The organism is Streptacidiphilus sp. EB103A (assembly GCF_041261405.1).
Classification (GTDB): Bacteria; Actinomycetota; Actinomycetes; order Streptomycetales; family Streptomycetaceae; genus Streptacidiphilus.
In genome coordinates, this window is sequence record NZ_JBGCAQ010000013.1 from 21863 (window position 1) to 42460 (window position 20598).

Annotated in this window: 17 protein-coding genes; 3 read left to right on the forward strand and 14 right to left on the reverse strand. The window is 72.1% G+C overall.

Features of this window, described 5'->3' with window-relative positions; translation table 11 throughout:
* Nucleotides 1-206 precede the first annotated feature (206 nt).
* The 14 genes from pstB to ABH941_RS21700 form a co-directional block, all read right to left on the reverse strand.
* On the reverse strand, nt 207-983 hold the full coding sequence (gene pstB, locus ABH941_RS21635) for a phosphate ABC transporter ATP-binding protein PstB (protein WP_370131056.1): 777 nt from the start codon (nt 981-983) through the stop codon (nt 207-209).
* A 55-nt stretch (nt 984-1038) separates the two neighbouring features.
* Entirely contained in the window at nt 1039-2109 is a 1071-nt protein-coding gene (pstA, locus tag ABH941_RS21640) for a phosphate ABC transporter permease PstA (protein ID WP_370131057.1), read from the reverse strand.
* Entirely contained in the window at nt 2109-3089 is a 981-nt protein-coding gene (pstC, locus tag ABH941_RS21645; protein WP_370131058.1) for a phosphate ABC transporter permease subunit PstC, read from the reverse strand. The genes pstA and pstC overlap by 1 nt, the downstream gene beginning before the upstream one ends.
* A 300-nt stretch (nt 3090-3389) precedes the next feature.
* Nucleotides 3390-4538: a phosphate ABC transporter substrate-binding protein PstS gene (gene pstS, locus ABH941_RS21650; protein ID WP_370131059.1), complete on the reverse strand. Its 1149-nt coding sequence runs from the start codon at nt 4536-4538 to the stop codon at nt 3390-3392.
* A gap of 241 nt (nt 4539-4779) precedes the next feature.
* Nucleotides 4780-5247 (reverse strand): NUDIX hydrolase, encoded by a 468-nt coding sequence (locus ABH941_RS21655; protein ID WP_370131060.1) that lies wholly within the window; start codon nt 5245-5247, stop codon nt 4780-4782.
* Complete coding sequence (locus ABH941_RS21660) at nt 5214-6329, reverse strand: CHAD domain-containing protein (protein ID WP_370131061.1); 1116 nt, start codon at nt 6327-6329, stop codon at nt 5214-5216. Before ABH941_RS21660 ends, ABH941_RS21655 begins: the two co-directional genes overlap by 34 nt.
* A gap of 64 nt (nt 6330-6393) precedes the next feature.
* Nucleotides 6394-8685 carry an RNA degradosome polyphosphate kinase gene (locus ABH941_RS21665; RefSeq protein ID WP_370131062.1) on the reverse strand — a complete coding sequence of 764 codons (2292 nt, stop codon included), beginning with the start codon at nt 8683-8685 and terminating at the stop codon, nt 6394-6396.
* A gap of 113 nt (nt 8686-8798) precedes the next feature.
* Complete coding sequence (gene mshD, locus ABH941_RS21670; protein ID WP_370131064.1) at nt 8799-9677, reverse strand: mycothiol synthase; 879 nt, start codon at nt 9675-9677, stop codon at nt 8799-8801.
* 9 nt (nt 9678-9686) lie between these two features.
* Nucleotides 9687-10913, reverse strand: a complete 1227-nt coding sequence (locus tag ABH941_RS21675) for an MFS transporter (protein ID WP_370131065.1) — start codon at nt 10911-10913, stop codon at nt 9687-9689.
* A 215-nt stretch (nt 10914-11128) separates the two neighbouring features.
* Nucleotides 11129-12685 carry an ATP-binding protein gene (locus tag ABH941_RS21680; RefSeq protein ID WP_370131066.1) on the reverse strand — a complete coding sequence of 519 codons (1557 nt, stop codon included), beginning with the start codon at nt 12683-12685 and terminating at the stop codon, nt 11129-11131.
* Nucleotides 12682-13449 carry a response regulator transcription factor gene (locus tag ABH941_RS21685; protein WP_134002080.1) on the reverse strand — a complete coding sequence of 256 codons (768 nt, stop codon included), beginning with the start codon at nt 13447-13449 and terminating at the stop codon, nt 12682-12684. The genes ABH941_RS21680 and ABH941_RS21685 overlap by 4 nt, the downstream gene beginning before the upstream one ends.
* Nucleotides 13450-13564: 115 nt before the next feature.
* Complete coding sequence (locus tag ABH941_RS21690) at nt 13565-14773, reverse strand: S1C family serine protease (protein WP_370131067.1); 1209 nt, start codon at nt 14771-14773, stop codon at nt 13565-13567.
* A 97-nt stretch (nt 14774-14870) separates the two neighbouring features.
* On the reverse strand, nt 14871-15896 hold the full coding sequence (locus ABH941_RS21695; RefSeq protein ID WP_134002076.1) for a LacI family DNA-binding transcriptional regulator: 1026 nt from the start codon (nt 15894-15896) through the stop codon (nt 14871-14873).
* Between the two features lie 326 nt (nt 15897-16222).
* Nucleotides 16223-16987 carry a response regulator transcription factor gene (locus tag ABH941_RS21700; RefSeq protein WP_134002074.1) on the reverse strand — a complete coding sequence of 255 codons (765 nt, stop codon included), beginning with the start codon at nt 16985-16987 and terminating at the stop codon, nt 16223-16225.
* Nucleotides 16988-17204: 217 nt separating this feature from the next.
* Here ABH941_RS21700 and ABH941_RS21705 point away from each other — a divergent pair, with 217 nt between their 5' ends.
* The 3 genes from ABH941_RS21705 to ABH941_RS21715 are packed head-to-tail and all read left to right on the forward strand — an operon-like array spanning nt 17205 to nt 20535.
* Nucleotides 17205-18029, forward strand: a complete 825-nt coding sequence (locus ABH941_RS21705) for an alpha/beta hydrolase (protein ID WP_370131068.1) — start codon at nt 17205-17207, stop codon at nt 18027-18029.
* Between the two features lie 59 nt (nt 18030-18088).
* Nucleotides 18089-18385, forward strand: coding sequence for a MoaD/ThiS family protein (locus ABH941_RS21710; protein WP_370131069.1), 297 nt, complete (start codon nt 18089-18091; stop codon nt 18383-18385).
* A gap of 8 nt (nt 18386-18393) precedes the next feature.
* Nucleotides 18394-20535 carry a hypothetical protein gene (locus ABH941_RS21715; RefSeq protein WP_370131070.1) on the forward strand — a complete coding sequence of 714 codons (2142 nt, stop codon included), beginning with the start codon at nt 18394-18396 and terminating at the stop codon, nt 20533-20535.
* Nucleotides 20536-20598: the final 63 nt, after the last annotated feature.

Below are 20598 nucleotides of genomic sequence, written 5' to 3' on the forward strand. Positions count from 1 at the left end.
GGTCGGCGGGGGCGGAGGTTCGCGCAGTTCCCCGCGCCCCTAAAAACAAAAGCCAATGGTGAAGGGCCCGCTCATAAGTGAGCGGGCCCTTCCAGTACTCCGTGGCGGCACCGCCTAGCAGCGCCACGGAGTAGTACATGTGCGCAGAGATCCGCCAGGCACCTACCAGGGGCGCGGGGAACTGCGCGAGAACCCCGAACGGCGGGTCAGCCGAACCGCCCGGAGATGTAGTCCTCGGTGGCCTGGACCGACGGGTTGGAGAAGATCTTCTCCGTCGCGTCGATCTCGATCAGCCGCCCCGGCTGACCCACGGCCGAGAGATTGAAGAACGCGGTACGGTCGCTCACTCGGGCCGCCTGCTGCATGTTGTGGGTGACGATGACGATGGTGAACTGCTCCTTGAGCTCCCCGATCAGGTCCTCGATGGCGAGGGTGGAGATCGGGTCCAGGGCGGAGCAGGGCTCGTCCATGAGCAGGACCTGGGGCTCGACCGCGATGGCGCGGGCGATGCAGAGGCGCTGCTGCTGGCCGCCGGAGAGGCCGGCGCCGGGACGGTCGAGGCGGTCCTTGACCTCGTTCCAGAGGTTGGCGCCCTTGAGCGACCGCTCCACCGCCTCGTCGATGATCTTCTTGTTGCGCACCCCGTTGAGCTTGAGGCCCGCCGCCACGTTCTCCTTGATGGACATGGTGGGGAAGGGGTTGGGGCGCTGGAAGACCATGCCCACGGTGCGGCGGACGGCGACCGGGTCGATCCCGTTGCCGTAGAGGTCCTCGTTGTCGAGCATGACCTTGCCCTCGACCCTGGCCCCGGGCACGACCTCGTGCATCCGGTTCAGGGTCCGCAGGAAGGTGGACTTGCCGCAGCCGGACGGGCCGATGAAGGCCGTCACGGAGCGGGGTTCGACGGTCATGGAGATGTCCTCGACCGCTCGGAAGTTGCTGTAGTAGGCGTTGAGCCCGCTGACGTCGATGCGCTTGGCCATGATGTGTGGTGTCCGTTCGATGAGTCCGTGGTGTGACGTGACCAGCCGACGCGCGTCAGCGCGAAGCCTTCGGGGCCTTCCAGCGGGCGATCCCGCGGGCGACCAGGTTGAGCAGCATGACCAGCGCGATCAGCACCAGCGCACCACCCCAGGCCCGCGCCTGCGAGGCGTCGGTCCCTGCGGAGTACTGCTGGTACACATACAGCGGCAGTGAGGACTGCGGGTCCTTGAAGGGATTGGTGTTGATCACATCAGTGCCGAAGACCAGCATCAGGATGGGTGCGGTCTCGCCGATGATGCGGGCGATGGCCAGCATGACACCGGTGGTGATTCCGCCGATGGCGGTGGGGAGCACGATCCGGAGGATGGTCAGCCACTTGGGCACGCCCAGGGCGAGACTGGCCTCGCGCAGCTCGTTGGGGACGAGCTTGAGCATCTCCTCGGTGGAGCGGACCACGACCGGAAGCATCAGGATCATCAGCGCGAGGCTGCCGGCGAAGCCGGTGTACTGCTGATTGAGGATCACGATCCAGAAGGTCAGGATGAACAGGCCGGCGACGATCGAGGGGACACCGGTCATCACGTCGACGAAGAAGCTGACAGCCTTGGCCAGCGCGCCGCCGGTGCCGTACTCGACCAGGTAGACGGCGGTCAGGATGCCGAGCGGGGCGGAGACCAGGGTGGCGATGCCGACCTGCTCCAGGGTGGCGATGAGCGCGTGATAGAGCCCGCCGCCGACCTGGTTGGGCGAGATCAGGTTCATCGAGTGGGTCAGGAAGGTGCCGTTGATGACCCCGGCGCCCTTGTTGATCGTGTAGTAGAGCAGGCCGAACAGCGGCAGCAGGGCGAGCAGGAAGGCCACCCAGACCAGGCTGCTGACCAGTCCGTTCTTCGCCTGGCGCGGGCCCTCGACCTGACGGGCCAGCAGGTACTGGCCGGCCACGAAGAAGATCGCGGCCATCAGGGCCCACTGCAGCTTGCTGGTGATGCCGAAGCCGGTGCCCAGGCCGACGGCGAGGGCGACGGCGCCGACGACGGTCGCGGCCGGGGCCCAGCGGGGGAGGCGGCGTTCCTTCAGCGAACCGTTCAGCGGGGAGCGGCGCGAGGAGGTGGTGATGGTGCTCATCAGGCGTTCGCCCCCGAGTATTCCTTGCGACGGGCGATGATCAGGCGAGCACCACCGTTGACCAGCAGGGTGATGAGGAACAGGACCAGACCGGAGGCGATCAGCGCGTCACGTCCGACGCCCTGGGACTCGCCGAACTGGGTGGCGATGTTCTGGGCGATGGTGCTGCCGCCCGGGTCGGTCAGGTGCAGGCTGAGCAGCAGGCTGGGGGAGAGCACGGTGGCCACGGCCATCGTCTCGCCGAGAGCGCGGCCGAGGCCCAGCATCGAGGCGCTGATGATGCCGGAGCGGGCGAAGGGGAGCACCGAGGTGCGGATGACCTCCCAGCGGGTGGCGCCCAGCGCCAGGGCCGCCTCCTCGTACATCCGGGGCACCTGCAGGAAGATCTCCCGGCTGACCGCGGTGATGATCGGCAGGATCATGATGGCCAGCAGCACGCCCACGCTGAACAGGCTGCGCGGCTGGGCGCCGGGCTGGGACTGGCCGAAGATGTAGGTCCAGCCGAAGTACTGGTTCAGCCAGGCGTTGACGCCGAGCATGTGCGGGACCAGGAACAGCGCGCCCCAGAGGCCGTAGACGATGCTGGGCACGGCGGCGAGCAGGTCGATCACATAGCCGAGGGCCTGCGCCATCCGGCGCGGGGCGTAGTGCGAGATGAACAGGGCCACCCCGATCGCCACCGGCACCGCGATGATCATGGCGATGATCGCGCTGACGACCGTGCCGAAGGCCAGAACGGCGATCCCGAAGGAGAGCGGCGCTCCCTCCTGGGTGTTCCACTCGAAGGTGGTGAGGAAGTTGCCCTGGTCGTGGCTGATCGCGTTGACCGAGCGGATGGTGAGGAAGACCGCGATGGCGGCCATCACCACCAGCAGCACGATGCCGGAGCCGCGGGAGGAGCCGGCGAAGAGCCGGTCGCCTATGCGGGCCTTGCCCTTCCCCCGGCTGCTGCCCGCGAGCGCGGGCACGGCGTCGGACATGCGGGAACCCCGCGGCGGCCCGGTGGGGCTGGCGGCGAGGAGGTCTTCGTTGGGTGGCACGTCCTGAGGAGGCGCCGTGTCGGGTGTGTCCATGACTTCTCCGGTCTGGGTGGCGGCGCCCTGGGGACGTCGCCTGGCGGCGGTGCACCGGACTGACGGTCGGTCGGAACTGCGGTGAGGTGGTGCGGGGCGGTGCCGAGTGGTGCGGGGCGGTGCCCGGTGGCGCCGGCCGGTCCTGTCTCCCCCCGAGGGACAGGACCGGCCGACGCCGGCTGTGGTGCTGCGGGCTACCGGGTGGGACTAGGAGAGCGCGGCGATCTCGGCGGCGACCTTGGCCTGGAGCGCGGCCGGCAGCGGGAAGTAGCCGAGCGAGGAGATCGAGCTCTGGCCGGCGGCGCTGACGGTGTAGTTCAGGAAGGCCTTCAGGGCCGGCAGGGTGGCGGCCTTGTTGCCCTTGTCGCAGACGATCTCGTAGGTCAGCAGGGTGATCGGGTAGGCGCCCTCGGCCTTGGTGGCGTAGTTGAGCTTCTGCGCCAGGTCCGCGCCGGTGCCGACGGTGGTGGCGTCCGCGACCGCGGTGGAGGCGTTGGCGGCGGTGGCCTCGACCGGGGCGGAGGCGCCGGTCGCGATCTTCGCGGTGCTGATGTTGCCCGCGGTGGCGTAGGAGAGCTCGAAGTAGGAGATCGCGCCCTTGACCGACTTCACCTGGGCGGCGAGGCCCGAGGAGCCGGTGGCGGACTGGCCCGACTTGGCCGGCCACAGCTTGGCGGCCTTGTAGGGGAAGTCAGTGGCCGCGGTGGCCGCCAGGTAGGCGGTGAAGTTGGCGGTGGTGCCCGAGCCGTCCGTGCGGTGGAAGGTCTGGATCGGCAGGTTCGGCAGCGTGGCGGTGGGGTTGAGCGCCTTGATGGCCGCGTCGTTCCAGTTGGTGATCTTGCCGTTGAAGATCTTCGCCAGCGTGGAGGCGTCCAGGATCAGGCCGGTCACGCCGGGGACGTTGTAGCCGATCGCGATGGGGCCGCCGACCATGGGCAGGTCGATCGCGGTGCCGCCGGGGCAGGAGGCAGCGGCAGCGGCGACGTCCGTGGCCTTCAGGGCGGCGTCGGAGCCGGCGAAGGCGACCTTGCCGGACTCGAAGCTGGTGATGCCCGCGCCCGAGCCGGTGGGGTTGTAGTTGACGGTCACACCGGGGCACTTGGCCTGGAAGTCCTTGACCCACTGGGTCACGGCGTTGGCCTGTGCGGTGGAGCCGGCGCCCAGCAGCTGGCCGCTGCCGCAGGCGGACTCGCCGGCCGCGCTGCTGGAGCCCGCGGCGGCGGTGGCAGCCGCGCTGCTGGTGCTGCTGCTGGCGTTGTTGTTGTCGGAGCCGCACGCCGCGAGCGTCAGCGAGCTGACGACCGCCACGGCGCCGATGGCGAGGGCCTTGGTGCGGCCGTTCCGCTGGAGCTTCACTTGGTGTCCCTTTCTGGGGGCCGCAGGCTGGGATCCGCCGTTTCGGCAGTCTCTGACCTGGGGCTTCGGTGGTGTCCGGGGCCTTGCGACCTCCGATAACCAGGACGTTAGGCGGGGGAGGTGAAGCGCCAGGCCAGCGCAAATGAACGGAAGGTGAACCTCGGACGGACGCCGGGATACGCAGTGCGGTAGTAACGGTTTCGCCACGGTGACAGCACGACGGGGTAAACCTGACGAGGAATCAGAAGTCCTCGCCGAGCAACTCCTCCAGCAGGGCGTCGACCAGCTCGCGGTCGTGCTCGTAGCTCAGCCGCTTGCGGGCCTCCGCGGCCGGCAGCCACACCAGCCGGTCCACCTCGCGGTTGGGCGTGAACGCCCCGCTGACCCGGACCGCGGCCCAGTAGCGCACCCGCTTCCGCCTGCCCCTGACGGTGTAGTGCCGGGTCGGCAGCCGGAAGCAGAGCTGCACCCGGATGCCGGTCTCCTCCAGCGCCTCCCGCCGCGCGGCGTCCTTCGAACGCTCTCCGGGCTCCAGCTTCCCCTTCGGGAAGGTCCAGTCGAACCACTTCGGCCGGTGCACCAGCGCGATCTCCAGGTCCCGGTCACACGGTCCTGGGCGCCACAGCACCACCCCCGCTGCGCGGATCGGCTGTTCCTTGCCGAGAAGAACCTGGGTCAGCGAGTCGTCAGCCATGCTTCGGTCAGCCATCCGGAACGGTAGAGGTCGGGCCAGGTCGTGCTGAAGGCGTGGCGCGCGGCTTCCACCTCCAGTCGTTGATCAGCATGGACCACGCCGAGGACGTAGCCGGTGGCGGGGGTTATCCGTGGCGTCAGCGCCGCCAGCGCGGCGGCCTCCGCGGCCTCCGCGGCATCGCGGTGCCGGCCGAGTATCCGGCCCAGCTCGGTGAGCGCCGCCAGCGGGGGGCCGGCCTGCCGGCCCATCAGCGGCGCGCACAGCTCCAGTGCGTACTGGGTGCGCCGCACCATTCCGTGCACCTGGTGCCAGGGCTGGTCGTCGCCGGGGTCGTGCAGGCAGTCCCCGTTGTAGGCGACGGCGGTGCGTTCCAGCGGCAGCGCCTCGGCGGCCGCGGCCAGCGCCGCTGCCTCCGCGGCGGCGCAGGCGAGCAGGGACTCGGACGGGGTGTCGTCGGCGCCGGCCCGCAGCGGCAGGTCCGAGACGAGCAGCGTCATCCGGTCGGCCAGCGCGTGGAAGCGCGCCGAGCCCAGCTCCTGCAGGGCCGCGGTGTGGGCCCGGGAGCGGCCCAGGGTGAGCTGGCGCTCCAGCAGCGCCCGGGCCTTGGGCGCGCCGGGGTGCCGGGCCAGCAGGCCCTCGGCCTCGCGCGGACGCGGGACAGGGCCGGCGGTGGACGGGCCGGCTGCGAGCACCGCCGGGGCGGTCGCGGCGCCGGCGCGGGGATCGGTGCTGGTCAGCGAGTCGAGACCGGCCAGCAGCCGGGTCAGCCTGCGTCCGTAGGCCCGTTCCTGGCCGAGCAGGGCGCCCAACCGGGACAGCTCCTCGCGCAGTTCGCGGGACCAGCCCGGGTCCAGCAGCGACTCGAAGGTGCGCAGCAGCGCGCCGACCCGGCGCAGCGTGTTCAGGTCCACCGCGGGCAGCCCGCGCAGGAAGTCCCCGGCCTGCGCCGCGAGGTTGACCGCCAGGAGTTCGGCGGCGGAGCCCTCGTCCAGCAGCGCCGAGAGCCGGCCGGACGGGCCGCCCGGATGCGGGCGGGCCTGGTGCGACACGTTCGTGGCAGCCGACGGGGCCTCAGCGGCCGGGGTTGCGTCGGTCATGGTGCGTAAGTCCCCGTCGTCGTCGTTGCGGTCCCCGGGTGCCCCGTCGGGGTGCCCCGCTGTGTCAGGCCGTCGAGCCACTCTGGCCCCAGCCACCGGTGCTGCGCTTGCGCCGCCGGGATTCGATGAGCAACTCCTGGACGTTGCGCAGGGGTCTGCCCTCGGCGTCGTGGGAGTGCCTGGTCCAGGCGCCGTCGGGGCCCAGGTGCCAGGACGAGGTGTCGTCGGCGGTGCCCAGTTCCAGCAGCCCGGCCAGTTCGCTGCGGTGGCCCGGGTCGGTGACCCGCAGCAGCGCCTCGATCCGGCGGTCCAGGTTGCGGTGCATCATGTCGGCGCTGCCGATCCACACCTCGGGGTCGCCGCCGTTGCCGAAGACGAACACCCGGGAGTGCTCCAGGAAGCGGCCGAGGATGCTGCGGACCCGGATGTTCTCCGACAGCCCGGGCACGCCGGGCCGGATCGCGCAGATCCCGCGCACCCACACGTCGACCGGGACGCCGGCCTGCGAGGCGCGGTAGAGGGCGTCGATGACGGCCTCGTCCACGATGGAGTTGACCTTGATCTGGATCCGGGCCGGCCGGCCGGCCCGGTGGTGGGTGATCTCGTCGTGGATCCGCGAGACCAGGCCCTGCCGCAGCGAGCGCGGGGCGACCAGCAGCCGGCGGTAGGACTCCCGGCGGGAGTAGCCGGAGAGCCGGTTGAACAGGTCCGAGAGGTCGGCGCCGACCTGCTGGTCGGCGGTGAGCACGCCCAGGTCCTCGTACATGCGGGCGGTCTTGGGGTGGTAGTTCCCGGTGCCGACGTGCGCGTAGCGGCGCAGCGTGTCGCCCTCCTGGCGGACCACCAGCGACAGCTTGCTGTGCGTCTTCAGCCCGATCAGGCCGTAGACCACATGGCAGCCGGCCTCCTCCAGCTTGCGGGCCCACTTGATGTTGGCCTGCTCGTCGAAGCGGGCCTTGATCTCCACCAGGACCAGCACCTGCTTGCCGGACTCGGCGGCGTCGATAAGGGCGTCCACGATCGGGGAGTCGCCGGAGGTCCGGTAGAGGGTCTGCTTGATCGCCAGGACGTTGTCGTCGTTGGCGGCCTGCTCCAGGAAGGCCTGCACCGAGGTCGAGAAGCTGTCGTACGGGTGGTGCAGCAGCACGTCGCGCTCGCGCACGGCGGCGAAGATGTCCGGCTGGGACGCCGACTCGACGTCGGACAGGCCGCGCGCCGTGCTCGCGATGAAGGCCGGGTACTTCAGCTCGGGCCGGTCCAGGCCGGCGATGGCGAAGAGGCCGGTCAGGTCCAGCGGTCCGGGCAGCGGGTACACCTCGGACTCGGAGATGTTCAGCTCCCGGACCAGCAGGTCCAGCACGTAGGGGTCGATGGACTCCTCGACCTCCAGCCGCACCGGCGGCCCGAAGCGGCGCCGCATCAGCTCCTTCTCCAGGGCCTTGAGGATGTTCTCGGTGTCGTCCTCCTCCACCTCCAGGTCCTCGTTGCGGGTCACCCGGAAGGCGTGGTGCTCCAGCACCTCCATGCCGGGGAACAGCTCCTCGAGGTAGGCGCCCATCACGTCCTCCAGCGGGACGTAGCGCTGCGGCGAGGCCTCCAGGAAGCGGTGCAGCGACTGCGGGACCTTGACCCTGGCGAAGTGCTTGTGGCCGCTGATCGGGTTGCGGACCACCACGGCCAGGTTGAGCGAGAGGCCGGAGATGTAGGGGAAGGGGTGCGCAGGGTCGACCGCGAGCGGGGTGAGCACCGGGAAGATCTGCTGCCGGAACAGGATCAGCAGGCGGCCCTGCTCCTTGTCGGTCAGATCGCTCCAGCGCACCAGTTCGATGCCTTCGGCGGCCAGCTCGGGCAGCAGGTCCTGCTGGAAGCAGGCGGCGTGCCGGGCCATCAGCTCGCGGGAGCGGCCCCATATCTTCTCCAGCACCTCACGCGGCTGGAGGCCCGCGGCCGAACGGGTGGCGACGCCGGTGGCGATCCGGCGCTTCAGGCCGGCGACGCGGACCATGAAGAACTCGTCCAGGTTGCTGCCGAAGATCGCCAGGAACTTGACCCGCTCCAGCAGCGGGGTCTCCGGGTCCTCGGCGAGTTCCAGGACCCGCTCGTTGAAGGCGAGCCAGCTGCGCTCGCGGTCCAGGAAGCGGTTGGCGGGCAGCTCGTCGTCGAACTCCGCGAACTCGGCGAGCGCCCGGCTGTCCGGGAGCAGCGTCGCGACGCCCGGCCCGCCGGAGGCGGGCGTGGTGGTCGGTGCGGCGGTGGGCAGAGCGGTGGCGGTGGAGGTCGCAGGAGTAGTGGCCGGTGTGGCGGCAGGTCGGGCGGCGGTCATGGTGAGCAGCTCCTCCTGCAGGGTGTCCGGCATCGTCGTTGCCCCTGCGGCTTGCATTTCGTGATCTTTGCAACGGCGTCTGAACTGAAGGTGAATAGCGGATGGCCTGAAGGAAAGCTGACGCGGACGCCTCAGCGCGGGACGGCTCAGTCGCTGTTCAGTCGGTACATCAGGTCCACCTCGTACACCGTGAAGCCCAGTCTCTCGTATACCCGGACGGCGGCCGGGTTATCGGCGTCCACGTAGAGCAGCACCGTGCCGAGGCCGCGGTCGCGGCCCAGGTAGCGCAGCCCCACCGAGGTCAGCGCCCGGCCGAGGCCGTTTCCCTGCTCGGACGGACTGACCCCGACGACGTAGACCTCTCCGAGGTCTCCTTCCACCTTGGTCCAGTGGAACCCGACCAACTCGTCACCGCGAGTGGCCAGGAAGAACCCGGACGGGTCGAACCAGGGCTCGGCGAGCCGGTCGGCCAGGTCGCGGGCGGTCCAGCCGCCCTGCTCGGGGTGGTGGGCGAAGGCGGCGGCGTTGAGCGCGAGCCAGGCCGCGTCGTCCTGGCCCGGACGGAAGGTGCGCAGCTCGACGCCCGGGGGAAAGGTGATCTCCGCTTCCGCGTCGTCCTCGACGGGCAGCGGGCGGCGCATCTGCCGCAGCTCCCGTACCAGCTGGAAGCCCAGCTCCTCGGCCAGCCGCCGGGCCCCCGGGTGGCCGCCGTGCGCCCACGCCGCGCTGGCTCCGGCCTCGACGGCGGCCTGCGCGAGGGCCCGTCCGTGCCCCTGGCGGCGCTGTGCCGGGTCCACCGCCAGCTCGGCGGTGCCGGCGGCGTCCACCTGCGCATACCCGACCAGCCCGGCGCCGCCGTCCCGCTGCAGCAGATGCCGCACCCCGGGCCTGGGGCCGCGCAGCGCCAGCCGCCCCTGCTCCGAGACGGCCGCCCGTCCGTCGCTCTCCCCCGCCGCCGCCAGCAGCCGCTGTATCGCCGCCAGCTCCGACCCGTTCACCGTCTCGACAACCTCAACCGCGTCCATTCAGTGACTCTAAGCCGCGCCGTCCACCGCCCGCACCGGCACCACGGCGATCGCGGCCAGCCCACAGACGGCTGCGCAGGCGAAGGCGGCGCCGTAGCCCGAGGCGCTGATCAGCGCGCCCACCGCCGGCGGGGCCAGTGAGGCGGTCAGGTTCTGGCCGATGTTCTGGACGCCCAGGGCGCGGCCGGCCCACCGGGGACCGGCCAGCTCCGCCACCGAGGTGAACGACAGTCCGTTGGTGCTCGCGGAGAGCCCGCACAGCAGCACCAGCAGCACCACGGACGCAGCCGAGGGCCACCACTGCGCGCAGGCGGCCAGCAGCAGCGACGCCGCGCCCACGGCTGCGGCCAGCACCCGCATCGGCCGCAGCCGGCTGCCGACCGCGTCGGACCAGCGACCGGCGCCGATCCGGCAGCAGGCGGCCAGGGCCTGGCCGCAGGCCATCAGCTGACCGGCCGCGACCGGTGACCAGTGTCGGACGTCGGTCAGGAAGACCAGCCCGAAAGCGCCCACCGTGAACTGCGGCCAGACCATCAGCGCGCTGGCTCCGTGGATCCGCCACAGCGTCCGCGAGCCGTGGTAGGGCGAGACCGGACGGGCGCCGCCGGGGGCTGCCTTCGGCGGCCGCGGCGGATCCACCACCAGCAGGGCCACCAGCACGGTCATCACGCCGCTCAGCAGGGTGACGAAGAGCAGCGCCCCGCGCAGCCCGTACGCGGCCGCCAGCGGCGGCATCGAGACGGCCGCGACCAGCATCCCGAGGGGTGTGGAGGTCTGCCGGATGCCCATCGCCAGTCCGCGCTGCTCCGGCGGGAACCAGCCCAGCACCACCCGCCCGCTGGCCGCCGAGACCGACGCCCCGGCCGCACCCGCCAGCGCGAACATCAGCCCGAGCAGCACCAGCCCATGTACGAACAGGGCCCCGCTCAGCGCCAGCGTCGCCAGCCCCAGCCCGGACGCCAGCACCACCCGCTCGCCGTACCGGTCGGCGGCCGCACCCCAGGCGTACAGCGCCAGCAGCAGCCCGACGGTCGGGCAGGCCACCAGCAGCCCGGCCTGGGAGAGGCTCAACCGCTCGCTGCCGCGGAGCACCGGGATCAGATAGGGAAGCCCGTAGACGAACGCGAACGAGCTCGTCTGCGCAGCAGTACCGAGCGCCAGCATCAGCCACCGCCGCTTGCCGCCCCCAGCAGTCGCTGCCGCCGCCGTCCGGGCTTTGGCGTCGGTGATCCCCATGGCTGTGCCTCCCCGCAGTCGCTTGTGCCTGCGGGGTCATCATGGCGGACTATCCATTTGTTGGGACAGATCGTCTCACATATCGGACCTAGGCGAGCGGGAGTTCGAGCCGGATCACTTGTGCGAGTGGATCGCCGGACGGGCGCGGGGGTCGGTCAGGACGGTGAGCTGCGCAAGGTCGGTTGACCTCGTTCCGCCGACAGTGGGGGCGCTGCTCAGACTGGGGTGTGCGGCTCAAGCTGATGGTCGATGCCCACCTGGGGCGGGGTCGGCGGAGGGGGCGTCGGGGCGCCCGGCAGCTGCACCGTGGCCAGGGCGCCGCCGGTCGAGCCGTCGGGGCCGGGCGCGGCTGCGGCGAGTGAGACCTCGCCGCCGGCGTCTCTGATGGTCTGGGCGACGATGGCCAGGCCGAGGCCCGAACCGGGCATCTGCCGTGCGGAGGGCGAGCGCCAGAAACGGTCGAAGACGTGCGGCAGGTCCTCGGCGGGGATGCCGGGGCCGTGGTCCCGCACCGTGAGGGTGCCGAAGCGGAGCTGGACGTCGATGCTGCCGCCGGGCGGGCTGAACTTCACCGCGTTGTCCAGCAGGTTGATCACCGCGCGCTCCATCGAGTGCGCGTCGGCGCGCACGTACCAGGGCCGCAGCTCGACGTTGAAGACCAGCCCGGGACCGCGGAGCCGGGCCCGGTCCAGCGCGCGGGCGGCGATGTCGTGCAACGGCAGCACCTCCAGCGGCTTGGAGCCCTTCGGGCGGGAGGGTCGCGACAGTTCCAGCAGGTCCACGATGAGCGTGGACAGCTCCACCATCTGCGCCTTCATATTGCCGAGCATCCGGTTCCGGGTCGCCTCCGGCAATGCGCGCCCGGTCTCCTCACTGCGCACCAGGAGGTCCACGTTCGTGCGCAGCGAGGTCAGCGGGGTGCGCAGCTCGTGCCCGGCATCCGCGATCAGCTGCGACTGCCGGTCCCGGGAGCTGGCCAGGGCCACGCTCATGGAGTTGAACGACTCGCTCAGTCGGGCGATCTCGTCCTTCCCGGAGACGGCGATGGTCGTCCCCAGCTCCTCGGTCCGCGCGATGTGCTCCACGGCTGCGGTCAGCCTGTCCACCGGCTTGAGCGCCGCCCGCGCCACCCACAGGCCGATGCCCGCAGCGCCGAGGATTCCGCCGGCTGCGACACAGGCGAGGATGATCAGCAGTCTCTGCAGGGAGTCCTGCACCTGGGTCAGCGGTACGGCGGTGAGGACATAGGCGCCCGAACCACCGGTGACCTTGACTTCGGCGGGAACACCATCCGTATAGCTGCCGGACCGGAACAGCGTGTCCCCATCTGCCACCGAGGCGTCCGAGGCGACGGTGTTGATCCCCCGTGTGCTCTGCGCGAGAACGCACACCTGGCCGGCGCTGTCACCGCTGGTCAGGACTAGTTGCATGTCCCAGCGGTTGGGCGGGTTCGGCTGGCCACTCGTATTGGAATTGGTCGCGGCTACCGACTTGGCCGCCGCGGAGGTGGCTGAGGTCGCGCAGTACGAGTTGTGCACGAAGACCTCGGAGCCCACCCGCACTGATGCGAGATTCTGGTGCACCTGGTCGTAGAGCTGCCCGCGGACGATGAAGTAGCAGGAGAACGCCGACGCCGCGATCGCCACCGCCACGGCGGCAGCCGTCAGCAGCGACAGCCGTCCGCGCAGTGACATCCGGCTGAACCAGCCGCCGAACCGCCGCTTGGGCCGCTCCGCAGCGGGCCCCTCGGCGACAGCCGTGGTCTCGCTCACGTCCCGCTGCCCGCGCGGAGCGCGTACCCGACGCCGCGGACCGTGTGGACCAGGCGGGGCATGCCGCCGGCCTCGGTCTTGCGGCGGAGGTACATCACGTACACGTCCAGGGAGTTCGACGACGGTTCGAAGTCGAAGCCCCAGACGGCCTTCAGGATCTGCTCGCGGGTCAGCACCTGGCGCGGGTGCGCCAGGAACATCTCCAGCAGCATGTACTCGGTGCGGGTCAGCTCCACCGGCTGGCCCGCACGGGTCACCTCGCGGGTGGTGGTGTTCATCTTCAGGTCCTCGAAGGCGAGGACCTCGTCCTCGGCCGCGCCGCCGACCCCCGCCGCCTGGGCGATGGAGTTGCGCCGCAGCAGTGCCCGAACCCTGGCCAGCAGCTCGTCCAGTTCGAACGGCTTGGCCAGGTAGTCGTCGGCACCCACGTCCAGCCCGGTGACCCGGTCGCCCACGGCGTCCCGCGCCGTCAGCATCAGCACCGGGACGGTGTCCCCGCGGGACCGCAGCCGACGGACGGTCGTGAGACCGTCCATCCGCGGCATCATGATGTCCAGCAGCACCAGGTCGGGCGACTTCTCGGCGATGGCGTCCAGCGCCTCCAGGCCGTCCGAGGCGGTGGTCACCTCGTAGCCCTCGAAGGCAAGGCTGCTCTCCAGGGCGTCGCGCAGCGCGGGCTCGTCGTCGACGACCAGGACGCGTGCGAGCGCGTCCTCGGACGATGACGGGTCATTGGCTGCGGACTGCGCGGCGGAGGCACTCATCTGCTTGTTTCCTCGGATTCCTCAGGTACGGACACGATGGCATCTGTCCGCGATTGTCCGTCACGGGTGGGTCCCGCGTCAGGACGACGTTCTGTCACGGTGTCGCGGTGGAGCGTCAGGAGGTGATGTTGTGGCCGGCCTGGAGCTGCGACAGGACCGCCTTCACGGCGTTGATCGGGATGGCGAAGCCGAGTCCGACGCTGCCGGCCGAGCTGCTGGAGCTGCTGCTGGAGGACGAGCTGTACATCGAGGCGTTGATCCCGACGACCTCCCCGGAGCTGTTGAGCAGCGGGCCGCCGGAGTTGCCGGGGTTGAGCGAGGCGTCGGTCTGGATCGCGCTGTAGGTGGCGGTCTGGGCGCCGGAGGAGGAGCTGCTGCCGGAGCCGCTGCTGCCCTGCTCACCGGACCAGCTCGGGAAGCCGAAGCCGCCGTTGGACTGGGTGGTGCTCTGGCTGACGTCCACGGTGACCTTGCGGTTCAGCGCGCTGACGATGCCGGAGGTCACGGTGCCGGTGAGGCCGTCCGGGTTGCCGATGGCGACCACGGAGTCGCCGATCGCGACCGAGCTGGAGTCGCCGAGCGAGGCGGCCTTGAGGCCGCTGACGCCGCTGGCCTTGATCACGGCGACGTCGAGGCTCGCGTCGGTGCCGACGACGCTCGCGCTGGCGGTCTTGCCGTTGCTGAAGGTGATCTTGATGGTGGCGCTGCTGTCGCTCGCCGCGGCGGAGATCACGTGGTAGTTGGTGAGGATCTGACCGGTCGAGGTCAGGATGATGCCGGTGCCGATGTCCTCGCTCTGGCCCGAGTCGACCGTGATCTGCACGGTGCTGGGCGTGACCGCGGCCGCTATCGCTGCGGTGTTGCTGGTGCTCTTGGAGTCGGAGGTGACCACGGCGCCGGTGCTGTAGCTGGCCGCGTTGCTGCGATCGGCGCTGATCACGCCGCCGGCGACGCCGCCGGCCAGCGCGGAGACCAGCGCGACCGCCGCCACCAGGGCGATCGGACGGCGTAGCCGGCTGCGCTTCTTGGGAGCGGGCTCGGCCGCGTGGTGCGCCATCTCGCCGGGGGCGCCGCCGTCGTGGCCGCCCCAGCCGCTGCCGCCCGCATACGGCGCGGGGGCGGGCAGGGCGGGACCGGGGAGCGGCGCGGTGTCGCCGGGAAGGACGGTGCCCTCGATGGGCGCCTCGCCGTAGTGGGCCGCCGGCGCGTGCTCCGGCTTGGGGGGCAGCGGCACCGTCGGGTCGACGCCCGTGCCGTCACCAGTGGTGTAGGGGTACACGCCCGGCTCGGGGGCGCCTTCAGAATTCCGGTGCGTCTCGCTCATGGCTTCAATTTCCGCCCGCAAGATGAGAGCCCACTGAGAGCAAGCTCATAGCCCCACGAAAGAATCAAGGTCCAAGCTCCCCTCAGATGAGTGTCGGCTAGCTGCAGCCGCAGGAGCGCCTGGTCACCAGCCTGCTGGGGAAGCGCCGGACCCGGGGCGTGTCCGAACCCGGCACCAGCAGCGAGTCGTCCAGCACCAGGTCCACCGCCGCCTTGGCCATGGCGTCCCGGTCCGAGGCGATGGTGGTCAGCGGCGGGTCGCAGAACGCGGCCTCGGGGATGTCGTCGAAGCCGGCCAGGGCCAGGTCCTCGGGGATCCTGACGCCGACCTCGCGGGCCGCCCTGGCCACGCCGATGGCCTGGTCGTCGGTGGAGCAGAAGATCGCCGGGGGACGGTCGGGGGAGCGCAGCAGCTCGACGGCGACGGCGCGGGCCCCGTAGCGGTCGAAGGGCGCGTCGATGAGCCGGCCCTCGGTCGCCACACCCGCGGCGGTCATGGCCCGGCGCCAGCCCTCGATGTGGTCGATCACCGGGTCGCCCGGCGCGGGCGAGGCGACCGGGCCGCCGAAGCAGGCGACATAGGCGTGGCCGTGCCCGAGCAGGTGCTCGACGGCCAGCTGGGCGCCGCCCACGTCGTCGGTGACCACGGCGACGTCCTCGGCGCTCTCCGGGCGGCGGTGCAGCAGCACCACCCGGGAGTCGTCCTCGGCGGCGAACTCGGTCGCGGCCTGCTGCGAGGGCCCCTGGCTGATCAGGATCAGCCCCGAGACGCGCATGCCCAGAAAGGCCCGGACGTAGTGCATCTCACGGTCGCCGACGTAGTCGGAGTTCCCTATCAGCACGATCTTGCCGCGCTCGGAGGCCACCCGTTCCACCGCGTGCGAGAGCTCCGCGAAGAACGGCTGGCGGGCATCGGGCACGACCATGCCGATGAGGTTGGTACGGCGGCTCGCCATCGCCTGGGCGACGCTGTTGGGGCGGTAGCCGAGTTGCGCTATCGCCGCGAGCACGCGTTCGCGGGTCGCCGGGGCGACCGGGCGGGGGCCATTGTTGATGACGTAGCTGACGACCGCGGTCGAGGTCCCTGCCAGCCTGGCCACGTCGTCGCGGGTCACCTTGGGCACGGCGGCAGTCTACGCGCCTCACCGATCTGTGGTGGACCTGTCCAGAACTGCGAGATCCATTCGGGTTTCCGCAGGCGGCCGTACGGGCGTGGGGGGGGGGGGGGGGGGGGCCCCCCCCGCCCCCCCCCCCCCCCCCCCCGGCGCCCCCCGCCCCCCCCCCCCACAACCCCCCCCCGGCGGGGGGGGGGCCCGCCGGGGGGGGGGGGGGTCTGCGGGCGGGGCGGGGCGCCGGGGCCGCCGCGCCGGGGTGTGGGGGGGGGCCCGCCCTCACCCCCCCCCCCCGGCCGCCCCCCCCCACGCCCGCGTGAACGACGGCCGGACGGATCTCAGACCTCTGCGTCCGCCTCGATCTGCTCGACGGCAGCGGAGGGCGGGAACGTCGCGTCGGCCTCGGGCCGGGGGATGCTCCCCTTGTCGCCCTTCTCCGGCACCACGAAGCGGTAGCCGACGTTGCGCACGGTGCCGATCAGCTGCTCGTGCTCCGGGCCCAGCTTCGCCCGCAGCCGCCGGACGTGCACGTCCACGGTCCGGGTGCCGCCGAAGTAGTCGTAGCCCCAGACCTCCTGCAGCAGCTGCGCCCGGGTGAAGACCCGGCCGGGGTGCTGCGCGAGGTACTTGATGAGCTCGAACTCCTTGAAGGTCAGGTCCAGCACCCGGCCCTTGAGCTTGGCGCTGTAGGTGGCCTCGTCCACGGACAGGTCGCCGTTGCGGATCTCCATCGGACTGTCGTCCTGGACGACCTGCATCCGGCCGGTGGCCAGCCGCAGCCGCGCCTCGACCTCGGCCGGGCCGGCCGTGTCGAGCAGCACGTCGTCGATGCCCCACTCGGCGGTGACGGCGGCCAGGCCGCCCTCGGTCACGATCAGGACCACCGGCGCGCCGGGCCCGGTGGAGCGGATGAGCTGGCAGAGACTGCGGATGTGCGGCAGGTCGCGACGGCCGTCGACCAGGACCACATCGGCGCTGGGGGTGTCCACGAGGGCGGAGCCCTCGGCAGGGGCGACACGTACGTTGTGGAGCAGCAGGCCGAGTGCGGGCAGCACCTCGGCGGACGGCTGCAGGGCATTGGTGAGCAGCAGCAGAGAACTCATACCCGGTTAGTCCCCTTTCCGGGTGGGACGGTGGGGTCGGCGGCTCCCTTGGGTCCGGTCGGGCACACGGCGTTGTGCGTTCCGTCCGGGGAAGCCTCTCGCAGGTCACGCGTTCAGGGTCGGTATGCAGAAAAAGCTGCAATGCGTAAAGGCTGCAATGCACAAAGGACCCGGGGGCGACTCTGCCCGGATCCCTTGGAGAAGGAGAATAGCCCACATGGACGCTGCCGCGAAGGGCCTGACCAGGACTGGTACCGATGCGCGACCTTGGAACGCCCCCGCCGAGGCGATTCTGCTGACCTCCGACGGTGTACGTATCCATGCAGCTCACCGCCCTGCCGGCGGCCCCGGTGCAGCCGCTGGGAGGGACCTGGCGGTGGTCGTCGCGCACGGTTTCTCGGGGGCGGTGGAACGCCCCGCGCTGCAACGCGCCGCAGGGGTGCTGTCCCACTATGCGGGCGTGGTGATTTTCTCCTTCCGCGGCCACGGCCGGTCCGGCGGGCGCTCCACCGTCGGCGACCGGGAGGTCGAGGATCTGCAGGCCGCGGTCGAGTGGGCGCGTTCGCTGGGCTACCGGCGGATCGTCACCGTCGGCTTCTCCATGGGCGGCGCCGTGGTGGTCCGCCATGCCGCGCTGTACGGGGGAGTGGCGGCGGTGGCCACCGTCAGCGCACCGGCCCGCTGGTACTACCGGGGCACCGCGCCGATGCGGCGGCTGCACTGGGTCGTCATGCGTCCGCTGGGCCGGGTGGTCGGGCGGCTCGGGCTGCGGACCAGGATCGACCCCCAGGAGTGGACGCAGATCCCGGTGCCGCCGGTGGAGGCGGCCGCGCTGCTGGCCGAGCGGGGCATCCCGCTGCTGGTCGTGCACGGTGACAGCGACCCGTACTTCCCGCTGGACCACCCGCGCTCGCTGCATCTGGCCGCCGCCGCGAAGGGCAGCTCGCAGCTGTGGATCGAGCCGGGGTTCGGCCACGCCGAGAACGCCGCGGACGAGGCGCTGCTCGAACGTGTGGGCGAGTGGCTGACCGGCGCGCGGTGACGAGAGCGGGCGGATGAGGCCATGATGGCCCGATGCGAGGTTCCACTGAGGAGGGTGAGATGACCGCACGTCCGGCATCCGCCGAGGCAGCAGGCGTACATGAGGGGGTGATCCGCTACTGGGCGGCGGCCAAGGCCGAAGCGGGCACGGGCGAGGAGCCGTACCGCGCGGCGACGCTCGCCGAGGCGCTGGCGGCCGCGCGTGCGCTGCACGCCGACCGGCCGCGCTTCGCGCAGGTTCTCGGCCTGTGCTCGTTCCTGGTGGACGGCGACCCGGTCGGCACCCGTGACCACGCCGAGGTCGAGCTGGCGCAGGGCGGCACCGTCGAGGTCCTGCCGCCGTTCGCGGGAGGGTGACGCAGAGCATGTCCGGATATTCGGGTTCCCCCATCTTCCCCGCCGAAGGCCAGCAGCCGCAGCCGCAGTCGCCCGAGTGGACCGAGGCCGACCAGACCTCCCTCCTCCCGCCCTACCCGCAGGGCCCGCCGGCCAACGGCGACGCGACCCCGCCGCCGGCCTCACGCTTCGGCCAGATCCACGAGCGCTACGCCACCACCGAGGTGCCGCTGCCCCAGGACCTGATCCAGCCTCAGTTCCCGTCCCAGGCTCCGGGCCAGGGCCAGGGGCAGGGGCAGGGCCAGGGCCAGGGGCAGGGCCAGCCCCAGCCCCAGAGCCAGGGGCAGAGCCAGCCCCAGGGGCAGGCCCAGAACCAGTTCCAGAGCCAGGCCTATGGTCAGGGCCATTTCCAGCCCCAAGCCCCGTCCCAGCCCCAGGCCCAGCCCCCGTCCCAGCCCCAGGCCGGGGCGCCCGCGTGGCCGTCTGAGTGGGAGCGCGGGGCGGCGCCGGCCGCTGCGCCCGCTCCGCCCAGCGGATGGCAGCCCCAGGCGCAGCCGGAGCACGGTTTCCCGCCGCAGGCCCAGTCCTGGGCCGGCCCCGACGCCGAGGCGACCGCCTTCCTCCCGCCGGTCCCGGCGCAGGCGCCGCAGCCCGGCTTCGCCGAGTGGCAGCCAGCCGGCCCTCCGCCGCAGGCGCAGTCGTGGGCGGGTCCGGACGCCGAGGCGACCGCGTTCCTTCCGCCGGTCCCACCGCAGCCGCAGGCGCCGCAGTCGGGCTTCGCGGAGCAGCACCAGCCCGGCCCCCCGCCGCAAGCGCAGCCGCAGGCGCAGTCGTGGGCGGGTCCGGACGCCGAGGCGACCGCGTTCCTTCCGCCGGTCCGACCGCAGCCGCAGGCGCCGCAGTCGGGCTTCGCGGAGCGGCACCAGCCCGGCCCCCCGCCGCAGGCGCAGTCGTGGGCGGGCCCGGACGCCGAGGCGACTGCGTTCCTCCCTCCCGTCCCGCCGCAGCCGCAGGCATCACAGCCTGGCGCTCCGGCCTGGCAGCCGCCGGCCCCCGGCGGGGACGCCGAGGCCACCGCCTACCTGCCGCCCGTGCCGTCCGCCGGTCCCGCCGCCGCCCCGTACTCGCCGCAGGCACAGCCCCCCGCCCCGACTCCCGAGTACTTCGACGCCCTCGGTGCCCAGCCGCAGTCCCAGCCGCTCGCCTACGGCGCGCCCAACTCGCTCCGGGAGACCTTCGCCGCCGCCCAGCCCACCGGCCCGGCCGGGGACTTCGCGCCGCCGCCGGCGCAGCCGCTGGAGGCCCAGCCGGGCGGCTCGCTGCGCGAGGCCTTCGCGGCGGCGCAGCCCACCGGGCCCACGACCGCTGAGGGCCCGGCCGCGCCGGCCGCCCAGGCCGCCCCCGCCCGCAGGGGCTCGCCGATCATCGACCCGGGCATCCAGCCCGCCGCCGCGACCCTGGCGATCGCGGTGCTGCTGACGCTCGCCGCCCTGCTGGGCCGTCCCGCTCTGCTCGTCCCGACGCTGCTGCTGCAGGCCGTGACCTCCGCCGGGTGGTTCCGGCTGAACGGCATGTGGCCCGCCCGGCAGGGCATCGCCCTGGCCGCGCTCGGCGGTTTCACCGCGGACGCCGCGATGCTCGCCGCCTCCGGCGGCACCGCGCCGGCCGTGCTGGCGGGCACTCTCGGCGGATTCTTCCTGCTGGTGCTGATCCTGCAGATCTTCCGGCCGAGCAACCCGGACGAGCGCTTCTACGCCCTGACCGTGAGCGCTTCGGCGACGGTCATGACCGTCCTCGCCGGCTGCTTCCTGGCTGCCGGGTCGGTCTCCCACCACGGCTGGTCGACCGGTGCAACGGTGACCGTCGGCGCGCTGTCCGCGGCGCTCGCCACCCTGGTCTCCGCGCTGCCGATGCTCCCCGCCAAGGTGTCCTTCGGGGCCGGCGCGGCGACCGGGCTGCTGGTCGGGGCCCTGCTGGGCGCCGCCACCGGGCTCGGCGCGGGCGGGGGCGTGCTGCTCGGTCTGGCCGGGGCCGGCTGCGCCCTGGTCGGCCGCCGGGTCGCGGCGTACGACTTCCCGTCCCGCTTCGTCCACCTGACGGCGGGTGTCGCCGTGCCGCTGGCCTGTGCGGCCCCGGCGGTCTTCCTGGTGGGCCACCTGCTCGCGGGGTAGACGCACCGGCGAGTGCTGAGCATCCGGGTCGGGCGGCCCGCGGAACCAGGGGCCGCCCGACCG